At 59.9% G+C, this 19,284-nt stretch carries 18 protein-coding genes; 6 read left to right on the top strand and 12 right to left on the bottom strand.

Translation table 11 applies throughout. The features are described 5' to 3' along the window. Positions 1-195: 195 nt before the first annotated feature. On the bottom strand, positions 196-1,467 hold the full coding sequence (locus ACFVTJ_RS19120; protein ID WP_386910089.1) for an extracellular solute-binding protein: 1,272 nt from the start codon (positions 1,465-1,467) through the stop codon (positions 196-198). An 86-nt stretch (positions 1,468-1,553) separates the two neighbouring features. Here ACFVTJ_RS19120 and ACFVTJ_RS19115 point away from each other — a divergent pair, with 86 nt between their 5' ends. Next, positions 1,554-2,447: a helix-turn-helix domain-containing protein gene (locus tag ACFVTJ_RS19115; RefSeq protein WP_386910353.1), complete on the top strand. Its 894-nt coding sequence runs from the start codon at positions 1,554-1,556 to the stop codon at positions 2,445-2,447. On the opposite strand, the gene ACFVTJ_RS19110 is transcribed toward ACFVTJ_RS19115, so the two are convergent. Continuing rightward, entirely contained in the window at positions 2,444-3,298 is an 855-nt protein-coding gene (locus tag ACFVTJ_RS19110) for an AraC family transcriptional regulator (protein ID WP_386910088.1), read from the bottom strand. The genes ACFVTJ_RS19115 and ACFVTJ_RS19110 overlap by 4 nt on opposite strands. 124 nt (positions 3,299-3,422) lie before the next feature. Here ACFVTJ_RS19110 and ACFVTJ_RS19105 point away from each other — a divergent pair, with 124 nt between their 5' ends. Further along, positions 3,423-4,631, top strand: coding sequence for an MFS transporter (locus tag ACFVTJ_RS19105; protein ID WP_386910086.1), 1,209 nt, complete (start codon positions 3,423-3,425; stop codon positions 4,629-4,631). Between the two features lie 85 nt (positions 4,632-4,716). Then, positions 4,717-5,613: a LysR substrate-binding domain-containing protein gene (locus ACFVTJ_RS19100; RefSeq protein WP_065656179.1), complete on the top strand. Its 897-nt coding sequence runs from the start codon at positions 4,717-4,719 to the stop codon at positions 5,611-5,613. A 24-nt stretch (positions 5,614-5,637) separates the two neighbouring features. Here the strand turns inward: ACFVTJ_RS19100 and ACFVTJ_RS19095 are convergent, their stop codons facing one another. The 10 genes from ACFVTJ_RS19095 to ACFVTJ_RS19050 form a co-directional block, all read right to left on the bottom strand. Further along, the gene (locus ACFVTJ_RS19095; RefSeq protein ID WP_035225683.1) at positions 5,638-6,918 is read right to left on the bottom strand and encodes a TRAP transporter large permease; all 1,281 of its coding nucleotides are present in this window, start codon (positions 6,916-6,918) and stop codon (positions 5,638-5,640) included. 3 nt (positions 6,919-6,921) lie between these two features. Next, on the bottom strand, positions 6,922-7,473 hold the full coding sequence (locus ACFVTJ_RS19090) for a TRAP transporter small permease (RefSeq protein WP_386910083.1): 552 nt from the start codon (positions 7,471-7,473) through the stop codon (positions 6,922-6,924). A gap of 130 nt (positions 7,474-7,603) precedes the next feature. Next, positions 7,604-8,599 (bottom strand): DctP family TRAP transporter solute-binding subunit, encoded by a 996-nt coding sequence (locus tag ACFVTJ_RS19085; protein WP_386910081.1) that lies wholly within the window; start codon positions 8,597-8,599, stop codon positions 7,604-7,606. A 22-nt stretch (positions 8,600-8,621) separates the two neighbouring features. Further along, positions 8,622-9,524 (bottom strand): NAD(P)-dependent oxidoreductase, encoded by a 903-nt coding sequence (locus ACFVTJ_RS19080; RefSeq protein WP_386910079.1) that lies wholly within the window; start codon positions 9,522-9,524, stop codon positions 8,622-8,624. 12 nt (positions 9,525-9,536) lie between these two features. Continuing rightward, the gene (locus ACFVTJ_RS19075; RefSeq protein WP_137411729.1) at positions 9,537-9,839 is read right to left on the bottom strand and encodes a putative quinol monooxygenase; all 303 of its coding nucleotides are present in this window, start codon (positions 9,837-9,839) and stop codon (positions 9,537-9,539) included. Between the two features lie 17 nt (positions 9,840-9,856). Continuing rightward, positions 9,857-11,215 (bottom strand): NAD(P)H-dependent oxidoreductase, encoded by a 1,359-nt coding sequence (locus ACFVTJ_RS19070; protein ID WP_386910077.1) that lies wholly within the window; start codon positions 11,213-11,215, stop codon positions 9,857-9,859. A gap of 263 nt (positions 11,216-11,478) precedes the next feature. Beyond that, entirely contained in the window at positions 11,479-12,492 is a 1,014-nt protein-coding gene (locus ACFVTJ_RS19065) for a LacI family DNA-binding transcriptional regulator (protein WP_386910352.1), read from the bottom strand. Positions 12,493-12,606: 114 nt separating this feature from the next. After that, positions 12,607-13,617: a D-altritol 5-dehydrogenase gene (locus ACFVTJ_RS19060; protein WP_386910075.1), complete on the bottom strand. Its 1,011-nt coding sequence runs from the start codon at positions 13,615-13,617 to the stop codon at positions 12,607-12,609. A 16-nt stretch (positions 13,618-13,633) separates the two neighbouring features. Further along, on the bottom strand, positions 13,634-14,404 hold the full coding sequence (locus ACFVTJ_RS19055) for a galactitol 2-dehydrogenase (protein ID WP_386910073.1): 771 nt from the start codon (positions 14,402-14,404) through the stop codon (positions 13,634-13,636). A gap of 226 nt (positions 14,405-14,630) precedes the next feature. Beyond that, positions 14,631-15,944: a sugar ABC transporter substrate-binding protein gene (locus ACFVTJ_RS19050; RefSeq protein ID WP_220318893.1), complete on the bottom strand. Its 1,314-nt coding sequence runs from the start codon at positions 15,942-15,944 to the stop codon at positions 14,631-14,633. Between the two features lie 311 nt (positions 15,945-16,255). Here ACFVTJ_RS19050 and ACFVTJ_RS19045 point away from each other — a divergent pair, with 311 nt between their 5' ends. The 3 genes from ACFVTJ_RS19045 to ACFVTJ_RS19035 all read left to right on the top strand — a co-directional run. Then, positions 16,256-17,263 (top strand): sugar kinase, encoded by a 1,008-nt coding sequence (locus tag ACFVTJ_RS19045; protein WP_386910070.1) that lies wholly within the window; start codon positions 16,256-16,258, stop codon positions 17,261-17,263. After that, on the top strand, positions 17,260-18,537 hold the full coding sequence (locus ACFVTJ_RS19040; RefSeq protein WP_386910068.1) for a D-tagatose-bisphosphate aldolase, class II, non-catalytic subunit: 1,278 nt from the start codon (positions 17,260-17,262) through the stop codon (positions 18,535-18,537). Before ACFVTJ_RS19045 ends, ACFVTJ_RS19040 begins: the two co-directional genes overlap by 4 nt. Before the next feature lie 67 nt (positions 18,538-18,604). Continuing rightward, a partial coding sequence (locus tag ACFVTJ_RS19035; RefSeq protein WP_386910067.1) for a carbohydrate ABC transporter permease occupies positions 18,605-19,284 on the top strand: 680 nt, incomplete at its 3' end.

Below are 19,284 nucleotides of genomic sequence, written 5' to 3'. Positions count from 1 at the left end.
CAGGGAAAACGCCATCGCAAAACGGTGCGCCATATTTCTTCTCCCCAAGGGGAGAAGGTGGCCCGAAGGGTCGAATGAAGGGGGCAACATTGCCGAATATCCCTACACTCGCCCCCTCATCCCGCTGCCGCGGGTTTCTCCCCCTCGGGGAGAAAATGCTCGTGGCAACCGCTCGGTCCATAAACGACCCAAGACTTACTGCGCGACCGGCAGCCCCGTCGCCGTTTCGATCTGCTTGGCCGCATCATCGAGCGCCGCTTTCGCATCGGGATAGCCACCTGCGAAATATTTCGTCTGCGTCGCCTTGTAGATCGCATCCGCATCCGACTGAAACGCCGTGCCGCGGCTCGGCACGATCTTCGGCAGGGTGGCGAGAATATCGGTCCACACCGCCTGCCCGCCCCAATAGGCCTGCTTTTCCTTCACGAAGGGATCGTTGATGGCTGATAGCAGCGAAGGAACGAGGCCGAAGGATTTCAGCATCGTCACTTGGCCTTCATTGGTGGTCAGCGCGTAGTCGATATATTTCCACGCGGCTTCCTTGTGCTCGGATGTCGAGCTGATCGCCAGCGAAGAGCCGCCGAGATTGGCCGCATGCGGACCATCCGCCGTCAGGCTCGGCATCAGATAGACGCCCCATTTGCCCGCGAGATCGGGTGAGCCGGAGCGGATCGTGCCCTCGTACCAAGCGCCATACATCTGGCTTGCGGCCTTGCCGGCGGTATTGGCCTGGATCTTTTCATCCCAGATTGCGGCCGTGATGATGCCGGCGTCTTTCATCTCCTTGACCTTTTCCAAGGTCGCAACACAGGCGGGCTGGTTGATGGTAATGTTCTGGCCATCGGTCGAAAAGTAACCGCATCCCTGCTCATTGGCGATCATGCGAAACCATTCGCTGTCGCCGTTAAAATCGGCCTGCGCCATCACGGTACCGGGATTGGCGGCCATGACCTTCTTGCCGGCGGCGATGAAATCGTCCCAACTCTTGATGGTGGCCGAGTCAACGCCAGCCTTTTCGTAAAAGTCGCGACGATAAAAGATTGCCACCGGGCCAGAATCCCAGGGAACGGCATAAGCAACGCCGTCAACCTCGAGTTCTGTCCGTTTGAATTCGGGAAAAAGCGCCTGTTTCTCAGCCGTGTAGCCGAGCTGACTCAGATTTGCGAAACAATCGGGAAACCGGTTCCAGAAAACCTCGGCTTCAAAATTTTCAATCGTGACAATATCCGGAAGACCGTCCCCACCAGCTGCGCAACCGGCCAGCGTCTTGTCAAAAACCTGATTGTTTCCAAGGTCTTCAACGACGATCTTGATATCCGGATTCTTCTTGTTGAAGCCTTCCACCGCAGATCGCAACGCCGAGGCGGCAACGTCCCAGCTCCAGATAGTGACCGTCTCAGATTGCGCGAATGCCGGGGCTGCGAGAAGCAGCATAGCCGTAGACGCGCCTAGAAATTTAAAGCACATTGAAAACCTCCCTTTTTCAATTGCCGTTCTTCAGCGAACATGGGCACATTAGTGGCAGCGAAAAATCTGTCTCGTACAAAGGGAATATCGATTTGTCGGAAAGTAAGATTGCGGAAAGAGCCTTCTACCAACCGGGCGCCAGCAGCATCGAAGGCATGCCGACAACGCTTCAGCTTTTCCACAATCATCCGCCAATCATGCTGCGCCCCCATTGGCACGCGCAGGTGGAGGTGAATTATGTGATGTCGGGATCGGTGCATTACCGCATGGGCGATCACGATCTTTCGCTCGAGGCTGGCCAGATGTGCATCTTCTGGGGTGGCCAGCCGCACCAGATGGATCGCTCCTCCGACGATTCCCTTTATGCCGGTGCGCATCTGCCGCTGGTGCACTTTTTCCGCATGCGACTGCCGGCACCCGTATCCAGTCTACTCATGAGCGGTGCGACGATGGTGAGCGGCGTAACCGACGCTGCCGACCGGGAAAATTTCGGGCGCTGGTTCCGATACGTTACGTCAGGCGATCCGGCGAAAGCGCAACATGCGGTAGAGGAATTGCTGTTGCGGGTGGAGCGGATGTTCCTCGAACCCTACTCCGTCATTTCATCCCTGACCGATGAAAAACCCGGCCGGGCGGGCGAGGACACGGCGCCGTCGATAAGCGTCGTGCGCATGTGCGATTTCATCGCCGCCAATTTTCTTGACGACATCGACGCGACTGAAATTGCCCGCGCCGCCTCGCTGCATCCGAAATATGCGATGAACCTGTTCCGCAAATCCACCGGCATGACGCTGATCAAATATCTGACGCTGCTTCGGCTTTCCCGCGCGCAGGCCATGCTGATGACCGGCAACGACAATATCCTGCAGATCGCCATGGAAAGCGGATTCGGTTCCGTCAGCGCCTTCAACAAGGCGTTCCGCCAGATATCAGGCATGTCTCCATCCGATTTTCGACGCGACATGCGGGCGGCGGCTTAATTCCCGCTGTCTTCAAGATCGGAAAACACTGCACCCCGCTGCCGGGCTGCCTGCCGATAGGCACGCGGGGAGCTGCCCAGCATTCGCCGGAACATGGTCGTGAAGGCCGGGATGTTCTCGTAACCGGCATCCAGCGCCACATTGGTCACCGCCTCGCCCGCCGCCAGTCTTGGCAGGGAGGCGAAGATGCAGGCCTGCTGGCGCCAGGTGACGAAACTGACGCCCAGTTCGCGGCGGAAGAGCCGCGTGAACGAGCGGCGGCTGATGCCCATGGCCGCGGCCCAGTCATCGATCTCCACCCTTGCCATGGGCTTTCTGAGAAAATCACGGCAGAGCGCAGCCAGCCGCTGATTGTCGGGAAAAGGCAGGCCGAGCGGTCGTTCCGGCAGTCGGTTCACTTCATCGAGCAGAAGAGCACGCACCAGACCCTGGCGATGAAACGCCGAGGGCTGGTGTTCCTCGGCCAGCAATTCCGAAATGAGGCTGGCGGCCAGTTCGGTCACTTCCACCACCCGGGGAGTCTCTGCCTGGAACAGATCGGGATGAACGTAGATCGAGTGCATCTCTACCGCGGAGATGATCTCTGCCTCATGCTGCAGCCCGGCGGGAATAAGCAACCCATGACCGGGCGGTATCATCCAGCGCCCGTCAGCCGTGCTGACCAGCACCACGCCCTGACGCGCGCACCATATCTGCACCCGGCTATGGCTGTGCGGCGGCGTTCGATGGCCCGTGGGATAGATACGATGAAGCGCCAGCACCGGCTCGTTGGTGCCGTCGATCAATTTCAGGCTGCGCTCATGCTCGTCCAGGCTGACGCCCAGCGGCTGGCGCGATTTGATTTTTGCCATTTGGCCCACTCACAAAGAAACTCGTCCAGAACACAAATGCAGGCCAGAAACAATATGAATAAAAGCGGGAAGAAAGAAAGACATGTTTCCCGCCAGATGAGTGGGAATCTGGAGAGGATTTACCATGGCCACCGTCACCAGCGCCAGTACCGGCACAAGCTTCAACCCGCAACGCACGGCGTTTTCAATCATCGCAGCCGCGAGCTTCTGCCACATGCTGAACGACATCATGCAATCGCTGCTGACGTCGCTCTATCCGCTACTGAAGGCGAATTACGCGCTCGACTTCGTGCAGATCGGCCTGCTTACCTTTGCGTTTCAGGTCACCGCATCGCTGCTGCAGCCGGTCGTCGGCATGGTGACAGACCGCTGGCCCATGCCATTCTCCCTGCCTGTCGCCATGCTGTCCACCTGCGCTGGCCTCATCACGCTTGCTTTCGCCCATAGTTTCGAGGTTCTGGTGATCGGCGCCTGCCTCATCGGCGTCGGATCGGCGATCTTCCACCCGGAAGCCTCGCGTGTTGCCCGCCTCGCCTCCGGCGGCCGTCACGGTCTGGCGCAATCCTTCTTCCAGGTGGGCGGTAACACCGGCACGGCCATCGGCCCGCTGCTCGCCGCCTTTATCGTCATCCCGCTCGGTCAGGCGAGCCTCAGCTGGTTCTCGCTGATCGCGCTCGTCGGTTTTGGCGTGCTGTCCTGGGTCGGCGTCTGGTACACCCGCCACCGTCGCGCAACGGTCGGCAAGGCGCCGGCCAGCCGCACCCTTCCCCTTGCCCGGGGCACAGTGATGATGACGCTTCTGGTGCTGGTGGTTCTAACCGCCACCAAGAATGCCTATCTCGCCAGCCTGTCCAGTTACTTCACTTTCTATACCATCGACAAGTTCGGCCTTGGCGTACAGGACGCGCAGGTTCTGCTGTTCCTCTTCCTCGGCGCTTCCGCACTGGGCGTGTTCTTCGGCGGCCCGATCGGTGACCGTTTCGGCTCGCGCGTCGTCATCTGGTTCTCGATCCTCGGCGTCATTCCCTTCGCGCTGATGCTGCCCTATGCCAACCTGTTCTGGACGGCGGTTCTCGTCGTCGTCATCGGCTTCGTCTTCTCTTCCGCCTTCTCTGCCATCGTTGTCTTTGCGCAGGAACTGGTGCCTGGACGTGTGGGCCTGATTGCCGGCATGTTCTTCGGTTTCGCTTTCGGCTTCGGCGGCATCGGGGCTGCGGTTCTGGGTGTCTATGCGGATAAGGAAGGCATCGAGTTCGTCTACCGCATCTGCTCCTATATGCCGCTGCTCGGCCTGCTCACGGTTTTCCTGCCGAAACTGCCGAGCCACCGCTAAAAGCTTAGCGTTCAACGCTTTTCATCACGGCGGTCACCTGTGATACTCAGGTGACCGCCGTATTCCGTTGAGCAAAGTCCCACCCATGCAGATACCGATAAAATCGATCCTCGTCTTCCACGCCGCAGCAAGGGCGGGCAGCATTTCGCGGGCGGCGGAGGAACTGAGCGTCACCCCTTCGGCCGTTTCCCAGCAGATCCAGCTGCTGGAAGGCCAGCTCGGCACGACCCTGATGGCGCGGACCGGCCGCAAGGTGACATTGACGGAAGCGGGCGAGCGCTATTTCTCGATGATCACCGCCCAGATCGAGCAGATATCGGACGCCACCGACAGTATTCGCGGCTTCCGTTCAGTCACCACGCTGACGATCCGGGCGACGCCGACCATTTCCAACAAATGGCTGCTGCCGCGTCTCGGCTCGTTTCTGGAGGAGCATCCCGAACTGGAAGTGCGCCTCGACGGCACCAACGAGCCAACCGATTTTTCGCAGGAACTTGTCGATATAGAGCTGCGCCATGGCGATGGCCGCTGGCCGGGCCTCTTCGTGGAAGGGCTGGTGGAGGAGGAATTCCTGCCGGTCTGTTCGCCGAATTATAAGGGTGCGGGTAAATTTCTGCCCGAGGAATTGCAGAACCAGCGGCTGATCCATTCGGTGAAGGCGCAGGCGCAATGGAACCACTGGTTCCCTCTGGCCGGCGTGACAGCCGAAAAGCGCTGGCGGCGGGTGCTGTTCGACCGCAGCCACATGGCCATCGATGCCGCTGTTCTCGGCATTGGCGTGGCGCTGGAGAGCACATTGATGATGGAGCGGGAGCTGCAGGACAAAATGCTGGTGCCGGCCGTGACGGACGCGCCGCGCATCAAGCTCGTCACCCAATGGATCGTTTGCCCGCATTCCCATCTGCGGCAGAGGAAAGTCATGCTGTTTCTGGAGTGGATGCGAAAACAACGCGACGAGTGGCAAGCCCGCCGCGTTGTCTGATGGTTCAGGCAATCCGTTTTCGCATCAATAAAGCCCCATCAGCCGGATTGGCCCGAGCGTCAGCACCGGGAACAGCACCAGCGCGAAGATGGCGAGCGTCAGCACCGTCATCGGCGCCAGCGAACCGCGAATGACATCCTCGATTTTCATGTTGGCGACCTGGGCTGCGGCAAACAGGCAGACCCCGACCGGCGGCGTCACCAGCCCGAGTGTCAGCGTCATGACAGTCACGATCAGGAAATGGATCGGATCGATGCCCAGTGCTTCGACCGGCGGCATCAGCACGGGGATGAGGATAAACATCGCCGGGATCGCTTCCATGAAAATGCCGATGATGAGCAGGAACACGAAGATCACGAGCATGCCGGTCATCGGGCCGAGGTTCATGGCCTTCAAAAGCTCGGCCACCTGTTCGGGCAATCCATCGAAGGTGAAGACCCAGGCGGCGAGCTGCGAGGTGGCAGCGATGAACAGGATGGTGCCTGAAATACGCGCGGTCGAGATTAATATTTCCGGCAGTTCGCGCACCGGCAGCGTGCGATAGACGATGACGCCAAGCACCGCTACGTAAACCACCGCGATGGCAGCTGCTTCCGTAGGCGTGAACAGGCCGCTGGCAATGCCGATGATGAGGATCAGCGGTGTCAGCATCGGCAGAATGGCGCGCAGACCGGTGACGACTACCAGACGGAAATTGAACGGTGTCGGCGGATTGTAACCGTAATGCACCGAATAGAAGTGGTTGAAGACGAGGAAAGCGAAGGCGATGAAGAGGCCGGGCACCAGACCCGCGATCAGCAGCGTGCCGATCGACACGTTGGCGATGGAACCGGCAATCACGATCAGGATCGACGGCGGAATGATCGAGGAAAGCGTGGACGTGCAGAGCGTCATGCCGACAGCATAACCCTTCGGAAATCCATGCCGTTCCATGGCCTTGATTTCGATGGCGCCTACCGAGGCGATATCGGCGACGGACGAGCCGGAGACGCCGGAAAAGATCACCGACGAGATGACGTTGACATGGCCAAGCCCGCCGGGAAGCCAGCCGACCATGGCCTCGGCGAAATCGAAGATGCGCTCCGCCACACGCCCTCGTTCCATGACGGTGCCGACGAGGATGAAAAGCGGCACGGCGACGAGCAGGAAGGAGTTCATCGACGAGAACATCGTCTGCGACAGCAGGTCCATGGGCATGGAGGTGAAGAGCCAGAGCGTGCCGACACTGGCGAGCGCGAGCGCGATGGCAAGCGGCACGCCGAGCATGCTGAGACCGAAAAAGGCGACGAGAAGAAAGACCGACATGGCTCAATGTCCTGCTGAAATGGAAATATCGGCATGGGCGATCTCATCCGCCGGCAGGCCAAGTTCGGGAAGCGCGATCACCTCCCGGCGACTGCGCAGCGATTCGATGATGGCCAGCACGGCGATGACGGCGGAAACCGGCAAGACGACGCCGATGGTCCACATGGGGATCGGCAGAGTGGCGGCGGTCTCGTTCATCATGATCTGCTGGCGCACCAGGGTCAGGCCCGTCCAGCCCATCATGCCGAAAAAGAACACCGAGGAACCGACATAGATCGGCACCGCCAGCCGCCGGAAGAAGCGGTGAAACAGCACCAGAAACACCACGACACGGGCGCTTTCAACGGTGCGGAAACCGGCCGCAAGGCCAAGGAAGACCATCCAGATGAAAAGAAAGCGTGTCGCCTCCTCGGTCCAGGGAAGTGGGCTGCCGATAAGGCGGCCAATGACCTGAAGAAGAACGACGAGGAGAATGCCGGCACATGCCGCGCCCGCTGCGACATCGGCGACGACCTTAACGATGGTGCCTAGCACCGAAGGTTTCGTATCGTTCATGACAATACCCTTCCACTGCTGAAACCGGATATCCGGTAAAACGAATGCCACCCTGCCTTTGCGGCAAAGCAACCCTTGCTGGCGTTGGGGAAGGCCGGACCAAGATCCGGCCATCCACCGGCGCAACACGTCAGTTCGTCTTGAGGAAAGCCTGCGTCTTGTCGAAGAAAGCCTGATCTTTCACCAGTGAGGAGAACTTCGCCGAAAGCCCGGCCGCGACCTGTACGAAGGCCTTGCGTTCGTCATCAGTCAGCGTGTTGACCTCCATGCCGTTCTTCTTCAGCGTTTCGAGCGACTTGTCGATATCGGCAGCATCGTTCTGCGCCTTCCAGGCTTCGGTCTCCACGGCGGCTTCCTTCAGCGCGACCTTGAAATTCTCATCGAGACCTTCGAAGCGGGCCGGGTTCATGCCCAGCACCCAGGCGTCAGCAATGTGATTGCTGATCGTCAGATACTTCTGCACCTCGTAAAGCTTGGCGCTGACCGGCACGTTGACCGGGTTTTCCTGCCCGTCGACGACTTTCAGCTGAAGAGCGTTATAGACTTCGGCAAAGGCCATAGGCGTCGGAGCAGCCCCCATGGCGCCGAAGAACTCGACCCATAGCGGATTGTTCGGAACGCGCAGCTTCATGCCCTTGAGATCAGCCGGCGACTTGATCGGCGCCTTGGAGTTGGTGATCTGGCGCAGCGGCCGCGACCAGAGATCGAGCCCGAGAATGCCGATTTTGCTGAGATCGGTGGAAAGTTCCTTGCCGAGATCGCTGTCGAGATAGACCCTGAGCTGGTCGATATCGCGGAACTGGTAGGGAATGGCGATGGCCGTGAACTTGGGATTGAAGGTCGCGTAAAGCGAGGTCGAGTTCAACAGCATGTCCAGCGAACCGCCGGCCAGCTGCTTGACACCCGCTGAAGGGTCGCCGCCATACAGCGTGCCGTTCGGAAACACCTTGATCTTGAGCTTACCATCGGTCTTTTTCGAAACGATCTCGGCAAACTTGTTGGCGGCAAGCGTAATTTCGGACGTATCCGCATCGGGCGTCGAAAGTGTCAGCGTTTCCGCCTGTGCGATGGATGCGACCAGCATGGTGGCGGCCAGAGCCAGCCCGTAAAGTTTTGAAATTTTCATGTGTTCCTCCCTTTGTTGTATCTCAAACAGTTTCGAACGTTCCTCCGAACGCATTCATGCGCTTAATTTCAAGGATCACACCGCTGTGATCAAGCTCGCCCGCACCATGCTCGACCATGGAGCGGAACAGCCGGTCAACCTCCTCGCCGACCGGTAAATCCAGGCCACGGCTCTTGGCGAAAGCTAGGGCCGTGGACGTATCCTTCACCTGATATTTCGCCGGCCCGCCGGGGCGGAAATCGCCTTCCACCATGCGTTTGCCGTGCTGGCGGAAAACGGTGGACTCGGCAAAACCACCAAGCAGGGCCTCGCGCACCTGTGCCGGGTCAGCTCCCCCCGCTTCAACCAGCGTCAAAGCTTCCGCAACGGCGCAGATTGTCGAGGCGACGATCAACTGGTTGGCAAGCTTGGCCAATGAGCCGCAGCCCACCGGACCGACATGGGTGACGCGGCCGAGGCAATTGAGGAGTGGCCGCAGCGCATCCACATCCTGCTGTTCGCCGCCGGCCATGATGGCGAGCGTTCCCTCAATCGCCCCTTTTTCGCCGCCAGAGACCGGTGCGTCGACATAAGCGATGCCATAAGCTTTGGCCACCTCCGCCTGTTCCCGTGCGCTTTCGACCGGGATGGAACTCATCACCAGCAGAATTGCACCGGGCTTCATGTTGGAAACGACACCCGAGGCACCGAGCAGAACCTCGTCGCACACCGGCCCGGAACTCAGCATGCAGATGACGACATCGGCTTCGGCCACGGCTTCGGCAGCCGTGGCCGCCGGCTGCACGCCTTTTGCCGCCAGAACCGCAGCTTTTTCAGCGCTGCGGTTCCAGACCTTGACGGAAAACCCGGCCTCCGCCAGACGCCCCGCCATCGGAGCGCCCATGATACCCGTTCCGATAACGGCGATCCGGCGAATGTCAGCCATCGTTTCCATCCTTCAGAGCCATTGCCGGTTCAGGAAACGCACCGGCAGTTCCTCTTCGATAAGGGCGGGAAATGCTTCCCGAAACCGGTCGAGATGCGGTGTTTTGAGATGATCGTCGAAAGCCTGCCGGTCGTCGTAGACCTCGTAAAACACCACATTGTTTCCCGTTTCCGCCCGCACCACGTCGAATTGTCGGCAACCCGGCTCATCCTGAACCGAATGCTGGGCGTCATCGCGCGCGGCATCGAGAAAGGCATCCATCGCGTCAGGCTTCACCCGAAATTCCGCGATCACCACGAAAGCGCCGTTGGACATATCAGCTTCTCCCCCCATCACGCTGCGGCCTCTTTTTGCGGACGGAATCGGTTTTCCATATCTTGACGCAGCTTCACCACATCGAGATCATTAACCAGCTCAACATCATCGAAGCTGACGATCTGGTCCTTCTTGATGGCGCGCTTCAGCTTGACGTTATGGGCAAGGCCGATCGGCAGCGCCTTCATATCGAGGCTGCGGGTGGCCGGAATGGCGTTCGCCCAAACCGCGTAACCGCCCTCGCCGTCGAGCATCTCGCCGGGCTGCATATCCTTCTTCGCGGTTGCAACCGCATCGCCACGAAACTCCTTCGAGCAACCGGTAGCCTCATTGCGCAGCACCGCGGAAAGCACGCTGATCGAGGTTTCCAGCCCGATGATGTGGAACGGACGCCACATGGAAGCATACCAGCCGGAGGGATCGGTCAGCAGGCCATATTGCTTGAAGCAGGCGCGGGCATAATCATTGTGCGCCTTGAAGGTGACGAAAACGCCATAGCGAATGTTGTTGAACACCTCGCGTCCGTCCGGCTCCTGGCTCGCGGCAATATCGACCAGACCGGAGCGCGACATACGGCCGCCATCGGCAGCGGGACGGAAGACGCGGGCGAGATCATGCAGGCCGGCGGGCGGGAAGGCCAGACCGTCATCCGGGCAATCCAGCCCCGTGCCGTTGGCGACGGCCGCCATTTCGATGGCCGCCTTGGTGCCGTCGGTGAAGGAATTGTACATTTTCGGATTGAAGTCGCCCTTGGCCACTTCCTCGTCCGTCCAGCCGAAATAACCCCAGACCGTGTCCGGCGTCGAATAACGGTAACGCGGCTCGAAATTCATGCCCTTGCCGGCGGAAACGACCTCGAAACCGGTGGCGCGCGCCCAGTCGACCAGCTCGCAGATCAGCGCCGGCTGGTCGCCGTAAGCCATCGAATAGATCAGGCCCTTGGCCCGCGCCTTTTCAGCAAGGATCGGCCCGACCATTACATCGGCTTCGACATTGACCATGACGACATGTTTGTTGTGGTCGATGGCGCCGAGCGCGTGGCGGGCGCCGGCCAGCGGATGGCCGGTGGCTTCGATCACGCATTCGATCTCACCGCAGGCGAAAAGCTCGTTCACGTCGTCGGTCACATAGGTCTTGCCGCTCTTCAGCGCCTCGCCGCAGCTCTTCGCATCGTAACGCTCCTTCGGCCAGCCGACGCGATCCAGCGATTCCTTCGCCTTGCCGACATTGAGGTCAGCGACGGCGACCATGTGGAAACCGGCAATTCGCTGCGCCTGCGCCAGCACCATGGAGCCGAACTTGCCCGCACCGATGAGACCCACCCGAACAGGTTTACCGCCGGCTGCCCGCGCTGACAGAAGAGAATAGAGATTCATGTTTTGACGTCCTTCGCTGGGGAAATTGCTGGCGAGAATGTCCAGTCAGCCCGGCGAAGGCCATGCGACACCGACGCAGCGAAGGCTTATCCCCTCGCGGCACGGACGGCATGACGATCTAGCGTTCCTCCCGGATACCGGCACGCCTTTGCGCCGGCTCTCGCGGTCGCCTCCCAAAGCAACCTTGAGAACAGAGTAGGAGCGTTCAAATATTAGTTCTATTTAGAAAAACAGATTCTTTGTTTAGCTTATCTAACAAATTATCAGGCCGATTTGCGCAGCATCAGATCGGCGCTGAGGAGAATGCGCTCGCGCATCCGCGTCGCGTCATCCGCCTCCTCGTCCAGCTTCTGCAACAGAAGCTCGATCGACAGCCTGCCGATCTCGTTATAGTTCTGCGCCACCGTGGTAATCGGCGGGCAGGCATAACGCGACAGCGGATGATCGTCATGGCCGGCGACCCTGAGGTCATAATCCGCGCCATGGCCGACCCTGATGCCCTTCTGGAAGGCCGCGGCGATGACGCCGAAGGCGATACGGTCGTTGGCGCACAGAATGGTGCGCGATGGCAGAGACCCTGCCGCTTCCAGCAACCGGCCCGCTTCATCGAAGGCGAAACGCTCGAAATCCCAGGTGACAATGTCTGGAACGTTGATCACCTGCGGCTCGAAACCAAGGCGCCGCATCGCCTCCTCATAGGCGGTGCGACGCGTGGCGGCATTGGTATTGACCTGCGGCATGTCGAAGAAACAGGGCGGCTCGCCCGAGCGGCAGAGATAATCCACCATCAGCCCCACGCTCTGGCGGTTGTCGGTGCCGACAAAGGCCGAGGTCTCGTCGAGCGGCGAATCGACATAAACAATCGGAATGCTGGCCGCGAGCTGCTCCAGCGTGACGCGGTGGGATTTGACGCCTAGCGGCGCGATGATCGCGCCGGCGACATTCATCGACTTGAAAGTGCGGATGGCGCGGTCTTCGATTTCCGCCTTGCCGTCCGATGACAGCACGAAAGCAAGGAAGCCCGCCTCGTTGGCGATGAGCTCAATACGGCTCGTCAGCGCCATATAGAACGGATCGGTGGAATTCGGGATGATGATGCCGATGATGTTGGAGCGGCGGCGGTTGAGATTGACGGCGAAAATATTGGGCCTGAAGCCCGATTTCTTTAGCGCATCCTCGATGGCATCCCGCGTCTTCTTGCGGACCGAGGCCGGATCATTGAAGTATTTCGAAACAGTCGGGCGGGAAAGGCCGACGAATTCCGAAAATTCTTCCATCGTCCTGATAGATTTGGCCAAAGTGCTTGCCCCCATGAAATATTACATGTGGTACTCTATATCGACCGGCCTTTGCACGAAAAGCCGGTCGAATGGTTTTCAACGCCCAAACTATCATTCAGCCGCGAACTGCACTTTCATGGTGGCCGGATCGGATGGTTTCTTCGTAAAGAACGGTAGCATCTCCGAAAGCGGCAGCCGGTGCGAGACGAGCCGCGCCATGACATCGCCATCCGTTTCCAGAATGGCGAGCGCCTGCGGTATGTTGCGGTTCAGCGAATGTGAGCCGATAAGCTTCAGCTGACGCCTGAAGATTTCGAAGGGTGCGACCGAAATGCGGGCATCCGGCGCGCAGACGCCGAAGAATAGCGCCGTGCCGCCATCGGCAACCAGCGGGATCATCGCTTCCGCAACGGGGGCGATACCCGTGGCATCAGCGACGACATCGAAAGACCTCTGTTGCCGCAGCAGCGCTTCCGAACCGGAAACCGCCACCTGAAGCCCGAGACCTTCGGCAAAAGCCAGCCTGCTTTCGTTGATATCGGCAATCGTCACTGTCTCGACGCCGCGTGCTTTCAGCGACAGGGCAAGCAGCAGGCCGATGGGACCGGCTCCGAAAACCAGCGCATTTTCAGCTACCGTCCCGTTCTCGCCGATGCCCGCGCTCTGCATGCCGTTGACGACGCAGGCGAGCGGTTCGGCCAGCGCCGCGACATGATAGGGCATGGAGCCGATGCCGTGCAGATGATCGGCGTGTACGACGCTGAATTCCGCAAAACCGCCATTATGGGAAACGCCATAGGCCTTCAGCGTGCTGCAAAGATTGGTGAGCCGCTTACGGCAACTCGGGCAGGTGCCGCAGGGCAGATTGGGGTCGACCACCACCCGGTCGCCGGCCTTTATGCCCGAAACATCGGCGGCCACGGCCGCGACTTCACCGGCATATTCATGCCCCGGAATGACCGGAAAGGCACCGTCACCGTAACGCGCGTGGAGCACATCGATATCGGTGTGGCAAAGCCCCGAAGCTTTGACCCGCACGAGCGCGTGGCCCGGCGGCAGATCGGCAACCGGAACCTCCGCCAGAACGGCCTGCCCTTTCTCGACGAATTGAATGGCATGCATGGTCATCTCCGGCTTTTCAGCTCATCCAGTTGCCGCCATCGACATTATATGTCTGGGCGAGAATATAGTCGCTGTCGGAAGAGGCGAGGAAAACCGCCAGCCCCTTGATGTCGTCGGGCGTCGCAAAACGGCCGATCGGCACGGATTTAGCCACCGCCGCCTTCTTCTCGCCGGGCTTTAAGCCTTCCCATTTGGCGAATTCCGCATCGACTACTTCCCAATGCTCCCCATCCACCACGCCCGGTGCAATGGCGTTGACATTGATGCCGTGCTTGACGAGCGCCAGCGCCGCCGACTGCGTGGCGGAAATGATCGCCGCCTTGGAAGCGCAATAAAGCGTGACGAGCGCCTCGCCGCGACGGCCGGCCTGGCTCGCCATATTGATGATCTTGCCGCCGCGCGCCCGCTCGATCATCACATTGGAGACCGCCTTCATCATGAAAAGCGGTCCCTTGAGATTGATGTCGAAGACCCGCTCATAACTCTGTTCGGTAATGCCGTTGATCGGCGCCATATCGAAGATCGCGGCATTGTTGACGAGAATATCGATGCCGCCGAACTCCTCATCCACCGCCTTCACCACCGCATCGATCTGAGCGAGGTCGGTAACATCCAGCCGCACCGCCTTCGCCGAAGGGCCGATGGCGGCAGCAGAGGCCGTCGCGCGGGCAGTATCGATATCGGCGATGATGACCTTTGCGCCCTCATCGGCGAAAGCCTGCGCAAAACCAAGGCCGATACCGCGGGCAGCGCCGGTGATCAGCGCAACCTTGTTGTTCAATCTCATGTCGATCTCCGTGATGCATGGCGGGTCAATTGGCCATGTTCGTTTCCATTAGGTGTGTTTTTCCGGTGAACGCGAAGACGAGACACCGCGTAAACATTTGATAGCCAGCGCATCCCGCACCCCCTCATTCCTGTGCTTGTCACAGGAATGAGGAGATGGGTGCGACAGCCCCACCAATGCCGCCCGCCCCCGAAAGGTGAACGGGCGGCACGCCGGGAGGATGCGGCTACTTGATGTAGCCCGCGCGGGTCATGTCACGTTCGACCTGTTTCTGTGCGCCTTCGAGCGCCGCATCGACGGTCTGCTGGCCGGAAAGGGCTGCCGCGATCTGCTGGCCGACAATCGTGCCGATGGACTGGAACTCCGGTATGGCGACGAACTGCACGCCGGTATAGGGCACCGGGTCCTTGGTCGGCTTGGACGGGTCGGCAGACATGATCGCCTTCAGCACGGTATCCGCGAAAGGCGCGGCCTTCTTGTATTCCGGCAATTCGTAGGTGGATTTACGTGTGCCCGGCGGCACAGCCACCCAGCCTTCGCTTTCACCGACCGTCTTCACATAGGACTTCGAAGTCGCCCATTTGACGAAGGACTTGGCGGTCTCAAGCTTCTTCGTGCTGTTCGGAATGGCGAGGTTCCACGACCACGACCAGCTCGAACCGTTCGGCGTTACCTCCACCGGAGCGCGCGTAAACGCGGTCTTGTCGGCAACCTGACTCTGCTTGGGGTCATAAACGCGGCCCGCCGCCGAAGTGGCGTCGATCCACATGGCGCAGCGGCCGGATGAAAACAGTGTCTGGTTCTCGTTGAAGCCGTTGGCGGCCGCACCGGGCGGGCCGTAGGAGGTCATCAGCGCCACATAGTCAGAGATTGCCTTTTTCCACGGCTCGCTCGTCAGCTGCGGTTTCCAGTCCATGTCGAACCAGCGGCCGCCATAGGTGTTGATCATGGTGCCGAGGAAAGCCATGTTCTCGCCCCAGCCCGGCTTGCCGCGCAGGCAGATGCCATATTGCTGCTTCGACTTGTCGGTCAACTTGGCGGCGAAATCCTTGATCTGGTCGTAGGTCGGATTATCCGGCATCTTCAGGCCGGCTGCATCGAACAGATCCTTGCGGTAAAGCGTGAACGAGCTTTCGGTGTAGAACGGCACCGCGTAAAGCTTGCCATCGACAGTCAGGCCCTTTTTGATCGGATCGAGCAGATCGGCGTAATCGTAATCGTCGCCGAGATCGTCGACCGGCGCCAGCCAGCCCTGCTTGCCCCAGATCGGCGCTTCGTAACCGCCAATGGTCATGATGTCGAACTGGCCGCCATTGGTGGCGATATCGGTGGTGACGCGTTCGCGCAGAACATTCTCTTCCAGCACGATCCAGTTGATCTTGTTGCCCGTCTCCTTCTCCCAGGCGCTGGAAAGCTTCTGCATGATGATCATGTCGCCGTTATTGACGGTGGCGATGTTGATTTCCTCCGCCTGCGCCAGACCGGCGAAAAGGCCGATGCCAACGACGGACGATGACAGAATTCCAATTAATTTGCTCATGAGACCCGCTCCTCCTTTACGTATGTCCACGCATAACAATACATGCGTAAATTTTTTATCTCGCAAAATTCGCTCCATTGTCAACGTCCGAAAATAAATCGGAGCATGGAGACATCGTCGCCCGCACCCGTAACTCACTGTTTTAAAGCGGATAAAATCATAAAAAATTATTTCCAAAGGCGTTCTACTTACTGCGATGCAACAAAATTTTCGTCATACCATATATTGACGCGCGTAAATTTTTGCATGATATGCGAAATCCAGAACCACTCGGGACGGCGGATTATCTCCGACAAAAGGACGGGAGCCGAATGCACATGGAGGAGACGATGAGGCAGGCGTCCGCATTGGCGCCGCACACGAAAGGCCCGACCATCACGGCCGGCGAAATCCTCGCGGAGATCATGGCGACGACGGCGGGCGACGGCTTTCTCGAGCCGCAGGCGCTGATCGGCCCCTTCCCGAGCGGCGCACCCGCCATCTTCATCGATCAGGTGGCGCGCTGCGGCGGAGCCGCCGGCATCATTGCGGCGGTGGGTGACGACGATTTCGGCCGTCTCAATGTTGAGAGGCTGCGCGGCGACGGCGTCGACGTCTCGGCCATCGCCACCATCCCCGACCGGCCGACGGGCAGCGCCTTTGTGCGTTACCGTGAAAACGGCGCAAGGGACTTTGTTTTCAACATCGCCCATTCGGCGGCCAGCGAAACGCATATGACGGCTGAAGCGCAGGCTCTCATCGAAAAAGCCGGCCATGTGCATGTCATGGGATCGGCCTTCGCGATTGCCGGCATTGGCGAAATCATTCTCGAAGCCATCAGACGCGTCAAGGCGCGCGGCGGCTCGGTCTCCTTCGATCCGAACATCCGCAAGGAACTGGTGCAGGGCGATGCCGGCCGCAGGCTGATCGACGATCTGCTTGGTGTTACCGATCTTCTCCTGCCCTCCGGTGAGGAGCTTCAGGCAGCCTCCGGGCTGGATGATGAGGAGGCGGCTATCGAAAAGCTGCTGGCCTCCGGTATCAGCGAAATCGTGCTGAAGCGCGGCGCGGATGGCGCAAGCCATTTCAGCCGCGCTCATGGACGAATTGATGTCCCCGGCTTGCGGGTCCGCGAAATCGATCCGACCGGTGCCGGCGACTGTTTCGGTGCGACCTATCTCACCTGCCGCCGCCTCGGCATGCATCCGCAAAAGGCGCTCACCTATGCCAATGCCGCCGGCGCACACAATGTCACGCGCCGCGGCCCAATGGAGGGCGCCGCCAGCCTTTCCGAACTCGACGCCTTTCTGGCCGCGCAACTGTCGGAGGAAATCCTGTGACCCGTATTCTCGAAAATCTCGCCGCCGCGCGCCGCTCCGGCAAGCCCGCCGGCATCACCTCCGTCTGCTCCGCCCATCCCGTGGTTCTGCGCGCCGCAATCCGCCGTGCCGCCGCCAGCAAGACACCGGTGCTGATCGAGGCGACCTGCAATCAGGTCAATCATCTCGGCGGTTATACCGGCATGACGCCACGGGACTTCGTCAGCTTCGCCAACAGCATTGCCGAGGAAGAAGGGTTGCCCCGCGAACTGGTGATTTTTGGCGGAGATCATCTCGGCCCCAATCCCTGGCGCAGGGAAACGGCCGAGGAAGCGCTGACAAAAGCCGCCGCCATGGTCGAGGCCTATGTCACGGCGGGTTTTCGCAAGATCCATCTCGATGCGTCGATGGGCTGCGCCGGTGAACCGGCGGCGCTGGACGACGAAACGATAGCCAACCGCGCCGCCAAGCTTGCAACCGTCGCCGAAAAGGCCGCCGCGGCTGCCGGCCTGCCGAAACCGCTTTATATTCTCGGTACCGAGGTGCCGGTGCCGGGCGGGGCAGACCACGTGCTCGACACGGTCGCGCCGACGCAGCCGCAGGCGGCGCGCCAGACCATCGACCTTCACCGCGAAATATTCGCCCGACACGGCCTTTCCGATGCGTTCGAGCGGGTCATCGCCTTTGTCGTGCAGCCCGGCGTGGAATTCGGCAGCGACAATGTCGTCGCTTACGATCCGCAGGCAGCCACCGCCTTGAACGCCGTGCTGGACGCCGAACCGCAACTGGTCTTCGAGGCCCATTCCACCGATTACCAGACGCAGGCCGCCCTCACGACACTGGTATGCGATGGATATTCCATCCTGAAAGTAGGCCCCGGCCTGACCTTCGCCTATCGCGAGGCACTTTACGCTCTCGACATGATCGCCTCCGAGATGATCGGCGATTATGGCGACCGTCCTTTAGCGCGCACCATGGAGGAGCTGATGCTTTCCTCACCCGGCGACTGGCGCGGACATTACCATGGCGATGATATCACGCTGCGATTGCAGCGCCACTACAGCTACAGCGACCGTATCCGCTATTACTGGACGCGGCCGGAAGCGCTTGCGGCCGTTTCCACCTTGCATAAGGCGCTGGATGAGAAGACAATTCCCGAACCCCTGCTGCGCCAGTATCTCGGCGAATTGCCGCTCGCGGCAGTTGCAGGAAAGGATATGGAGGAGGTTTTGGTCGCGGCCGTGGATCAGGTGCTGGCGACCTACCATGCGGCGACGGGCGAAGGCTGCCACTAAGACAATCGTTAAATTGGGATGCCCCGGCGGGAGACGTTGCGGGTATCGACCAGGGAGGGGACTACCAATGGCAACGCGAAACACAAGCGGTCTTGCGCGGGTGATGCTTGCGCCTTCGGTTCTGCTGCTTCTGGTCTGGATGATCGTGCCTCTGGCGATGACCCTGTGGTTCTCGTTCCAGAATTACAATCTGCTCAACCCGGCAAATGTCAGCTTTGCGGGTCTGTTCAATTATCAGTATTTCTACACCGATCCCGCCTTCTTCCAGTCGATCTGGAACACGCTTCTGATCGTCGGCGGCGTGCTGCTGATCACCGTCATCGGCGGTATTGCCATTGCGCTTTTGCTCGACAATGACATTTTCGGCCAAGGCATCGTGCGCATCATGATCATCTCGCCCTTCTTCGTCATGCCGCCGGTGGCAGCATTGGTGTGGAAGAACATGATCATGCATCCCGGCTATGGGGTGCTCGCCGATCTCTCGCGCTTTTTCGGTTTCCAGCCGGTGGACTGGTTCGCCCAGTTTCCGCTGCTGTCCATCATCATCATCGTTGCCTGGCAATGGTTGCCCTTTGCGACGCTGATCCTCTTGACCGCGCTGCAATCGCTCGATGGCGAACAGAAGGAAGCGGCCGAGATGGATGGCGCCAACTTCGTCAACCGCTTCATCTATCTGACGCTGCCACATCTTTCCCGGGCCATCACGGTCGTCATCCTCATCCAGACGATCTTCCTGCTCGGCGTCTA

Origin of the sequence: Agrobacterium sp. NPDC058088 (genome assembly GCF_042885035.1) — a bacterium.
Classification (GTDB): domain Bacteria; phylum Pseudomonadota; class Alphaproteobacteria; order Rhizobiales; family Rhizobiaceae; genus Agrobacterium.
Note: the sequence above shows the minus strand (reverse complement) of the source record. Positions and strands in the feature narration are given on the sequence as shown.

What these genes read in the sequence shown, in the direction of transcription:
- ACFVTJ_RS19080 (WP_386910079.1), bottom strand. Translation starts at nt 9,524, where the DNA reads ATGGCTGACATTCGCCGGATCGCCGTTATCGGAACGGGTATCATGGGC.
- ACFVTJ_RS19085 (WP_386910081.1), bottom strand. Translation starts at nt 8,599, where the DNA reads ATGAAAATTTCAAAACTTTACGGGCTGGCTCTGGCCGCCACCATGCTG.
- ACFVTJ_RS19050 (WP_220318893.1), bottom strand. Translation starts at nt 15,944, where the DNA reads ATGAGCAAATTAATTGGAATTCTGTCATCGTCCGTCGTTGGCATCGGC.
- ACFVTJ_RS19070 (WP_386910077.1), bottom strand. Translation starts at nt 11,215, where the DNA reads ATGAATCTCTATTCTCTTCTGTCAGCGCGGGCAGCCGGCGGTAAACCT.
- ACFVTJ_RS19065 (WP_386910352.1), bottom strand. Translation starts at nt 12,492, where the DNA reads ATGGAAGAATTTTCGGAATTCGTCGGCCTTTCCCGCCCGACTGTTTCG.
- ACFVTJ_RS19045 (WP_386910070.1), top strand. Translation starts at nt 16,256, where the DNA reads ATGCACATGGAGGAGACGATGAGGCAGGCGTCCGCATTGGCGCCGCAC.
- ACFVTJ_RS19120 (WP_386910089.1), bottom strand. Translation starts at nt 1,467, where the DNA reads ATGTGCTTTAAATTTCTAGGCGCGTCTACGGCTATGCTGCTTCTCGCA.
- ACFVTJ_RS19075 (WP_137411729.1), bottom strand. Translation starts at nt 9,839, where the DNA reads ATGTCCAACGGCGCTTTCGTGGTGATCGCGGAATTTCGGGTGAAGCCT.
- ACFVTJ_RS19055 (WP_386910073.1), bottom strand. Translation starts at nt 14,404, where the DNA reads ATGAGATTGAACAACAAGGTTGCGCTGATCACCGGCGCTGCCCGCGGT.
- ACFVTJ_RS19095 (WP_035225683.1), bottom strand. Translation starts at nt 6,918, where the DNA reads ATGTCGGTCTTTCTTCTCGTCGCCTTTTTCGGTCTCAGCATGCTCGGC.
- ACFVTJ_RS19090 (WP_386910083.1), bottom strand. Translation starts at nt 7,473, where the DNA reads ATGAACGATACGAAACCTTCGGTGCTAGGCACCATCGTTAAGGTCGTC.
- ACFVTJ_RS19110 (WP_386910088.1), bottom strand. Translation starts at nt 3,298, where the DNA reads ATGGCAAAAATCAAATCGCGCCAGCCGCTGGGCGTCAGCCTGGACGAG.
- ACFVTJ_RS19100 (WP_065656179.1), top strand. Translation starts at nt 4,717, where the DNA reads ATGCAGATACCGATAAAATCGATCCTCGTCTTCCACGCCGCAGCAAGG.
- ACFVTJ_RS19105 (WP_386910086.1), top strand. Translation starts at nt 3,423, where the DNA reads ATGGCCACCGTCACCAGCGCCAGTACCGGCACAAGCTTCAACCCGCAA.
- ACFVTJ_RS19060 (WP_386910075.1), bottom strand. Translation starts at nt 13,617, where the DNA reads ATGCATGCCATTCAATTCGTCGAGAAAGGGCAGGCCGTTCTGGCGGAG.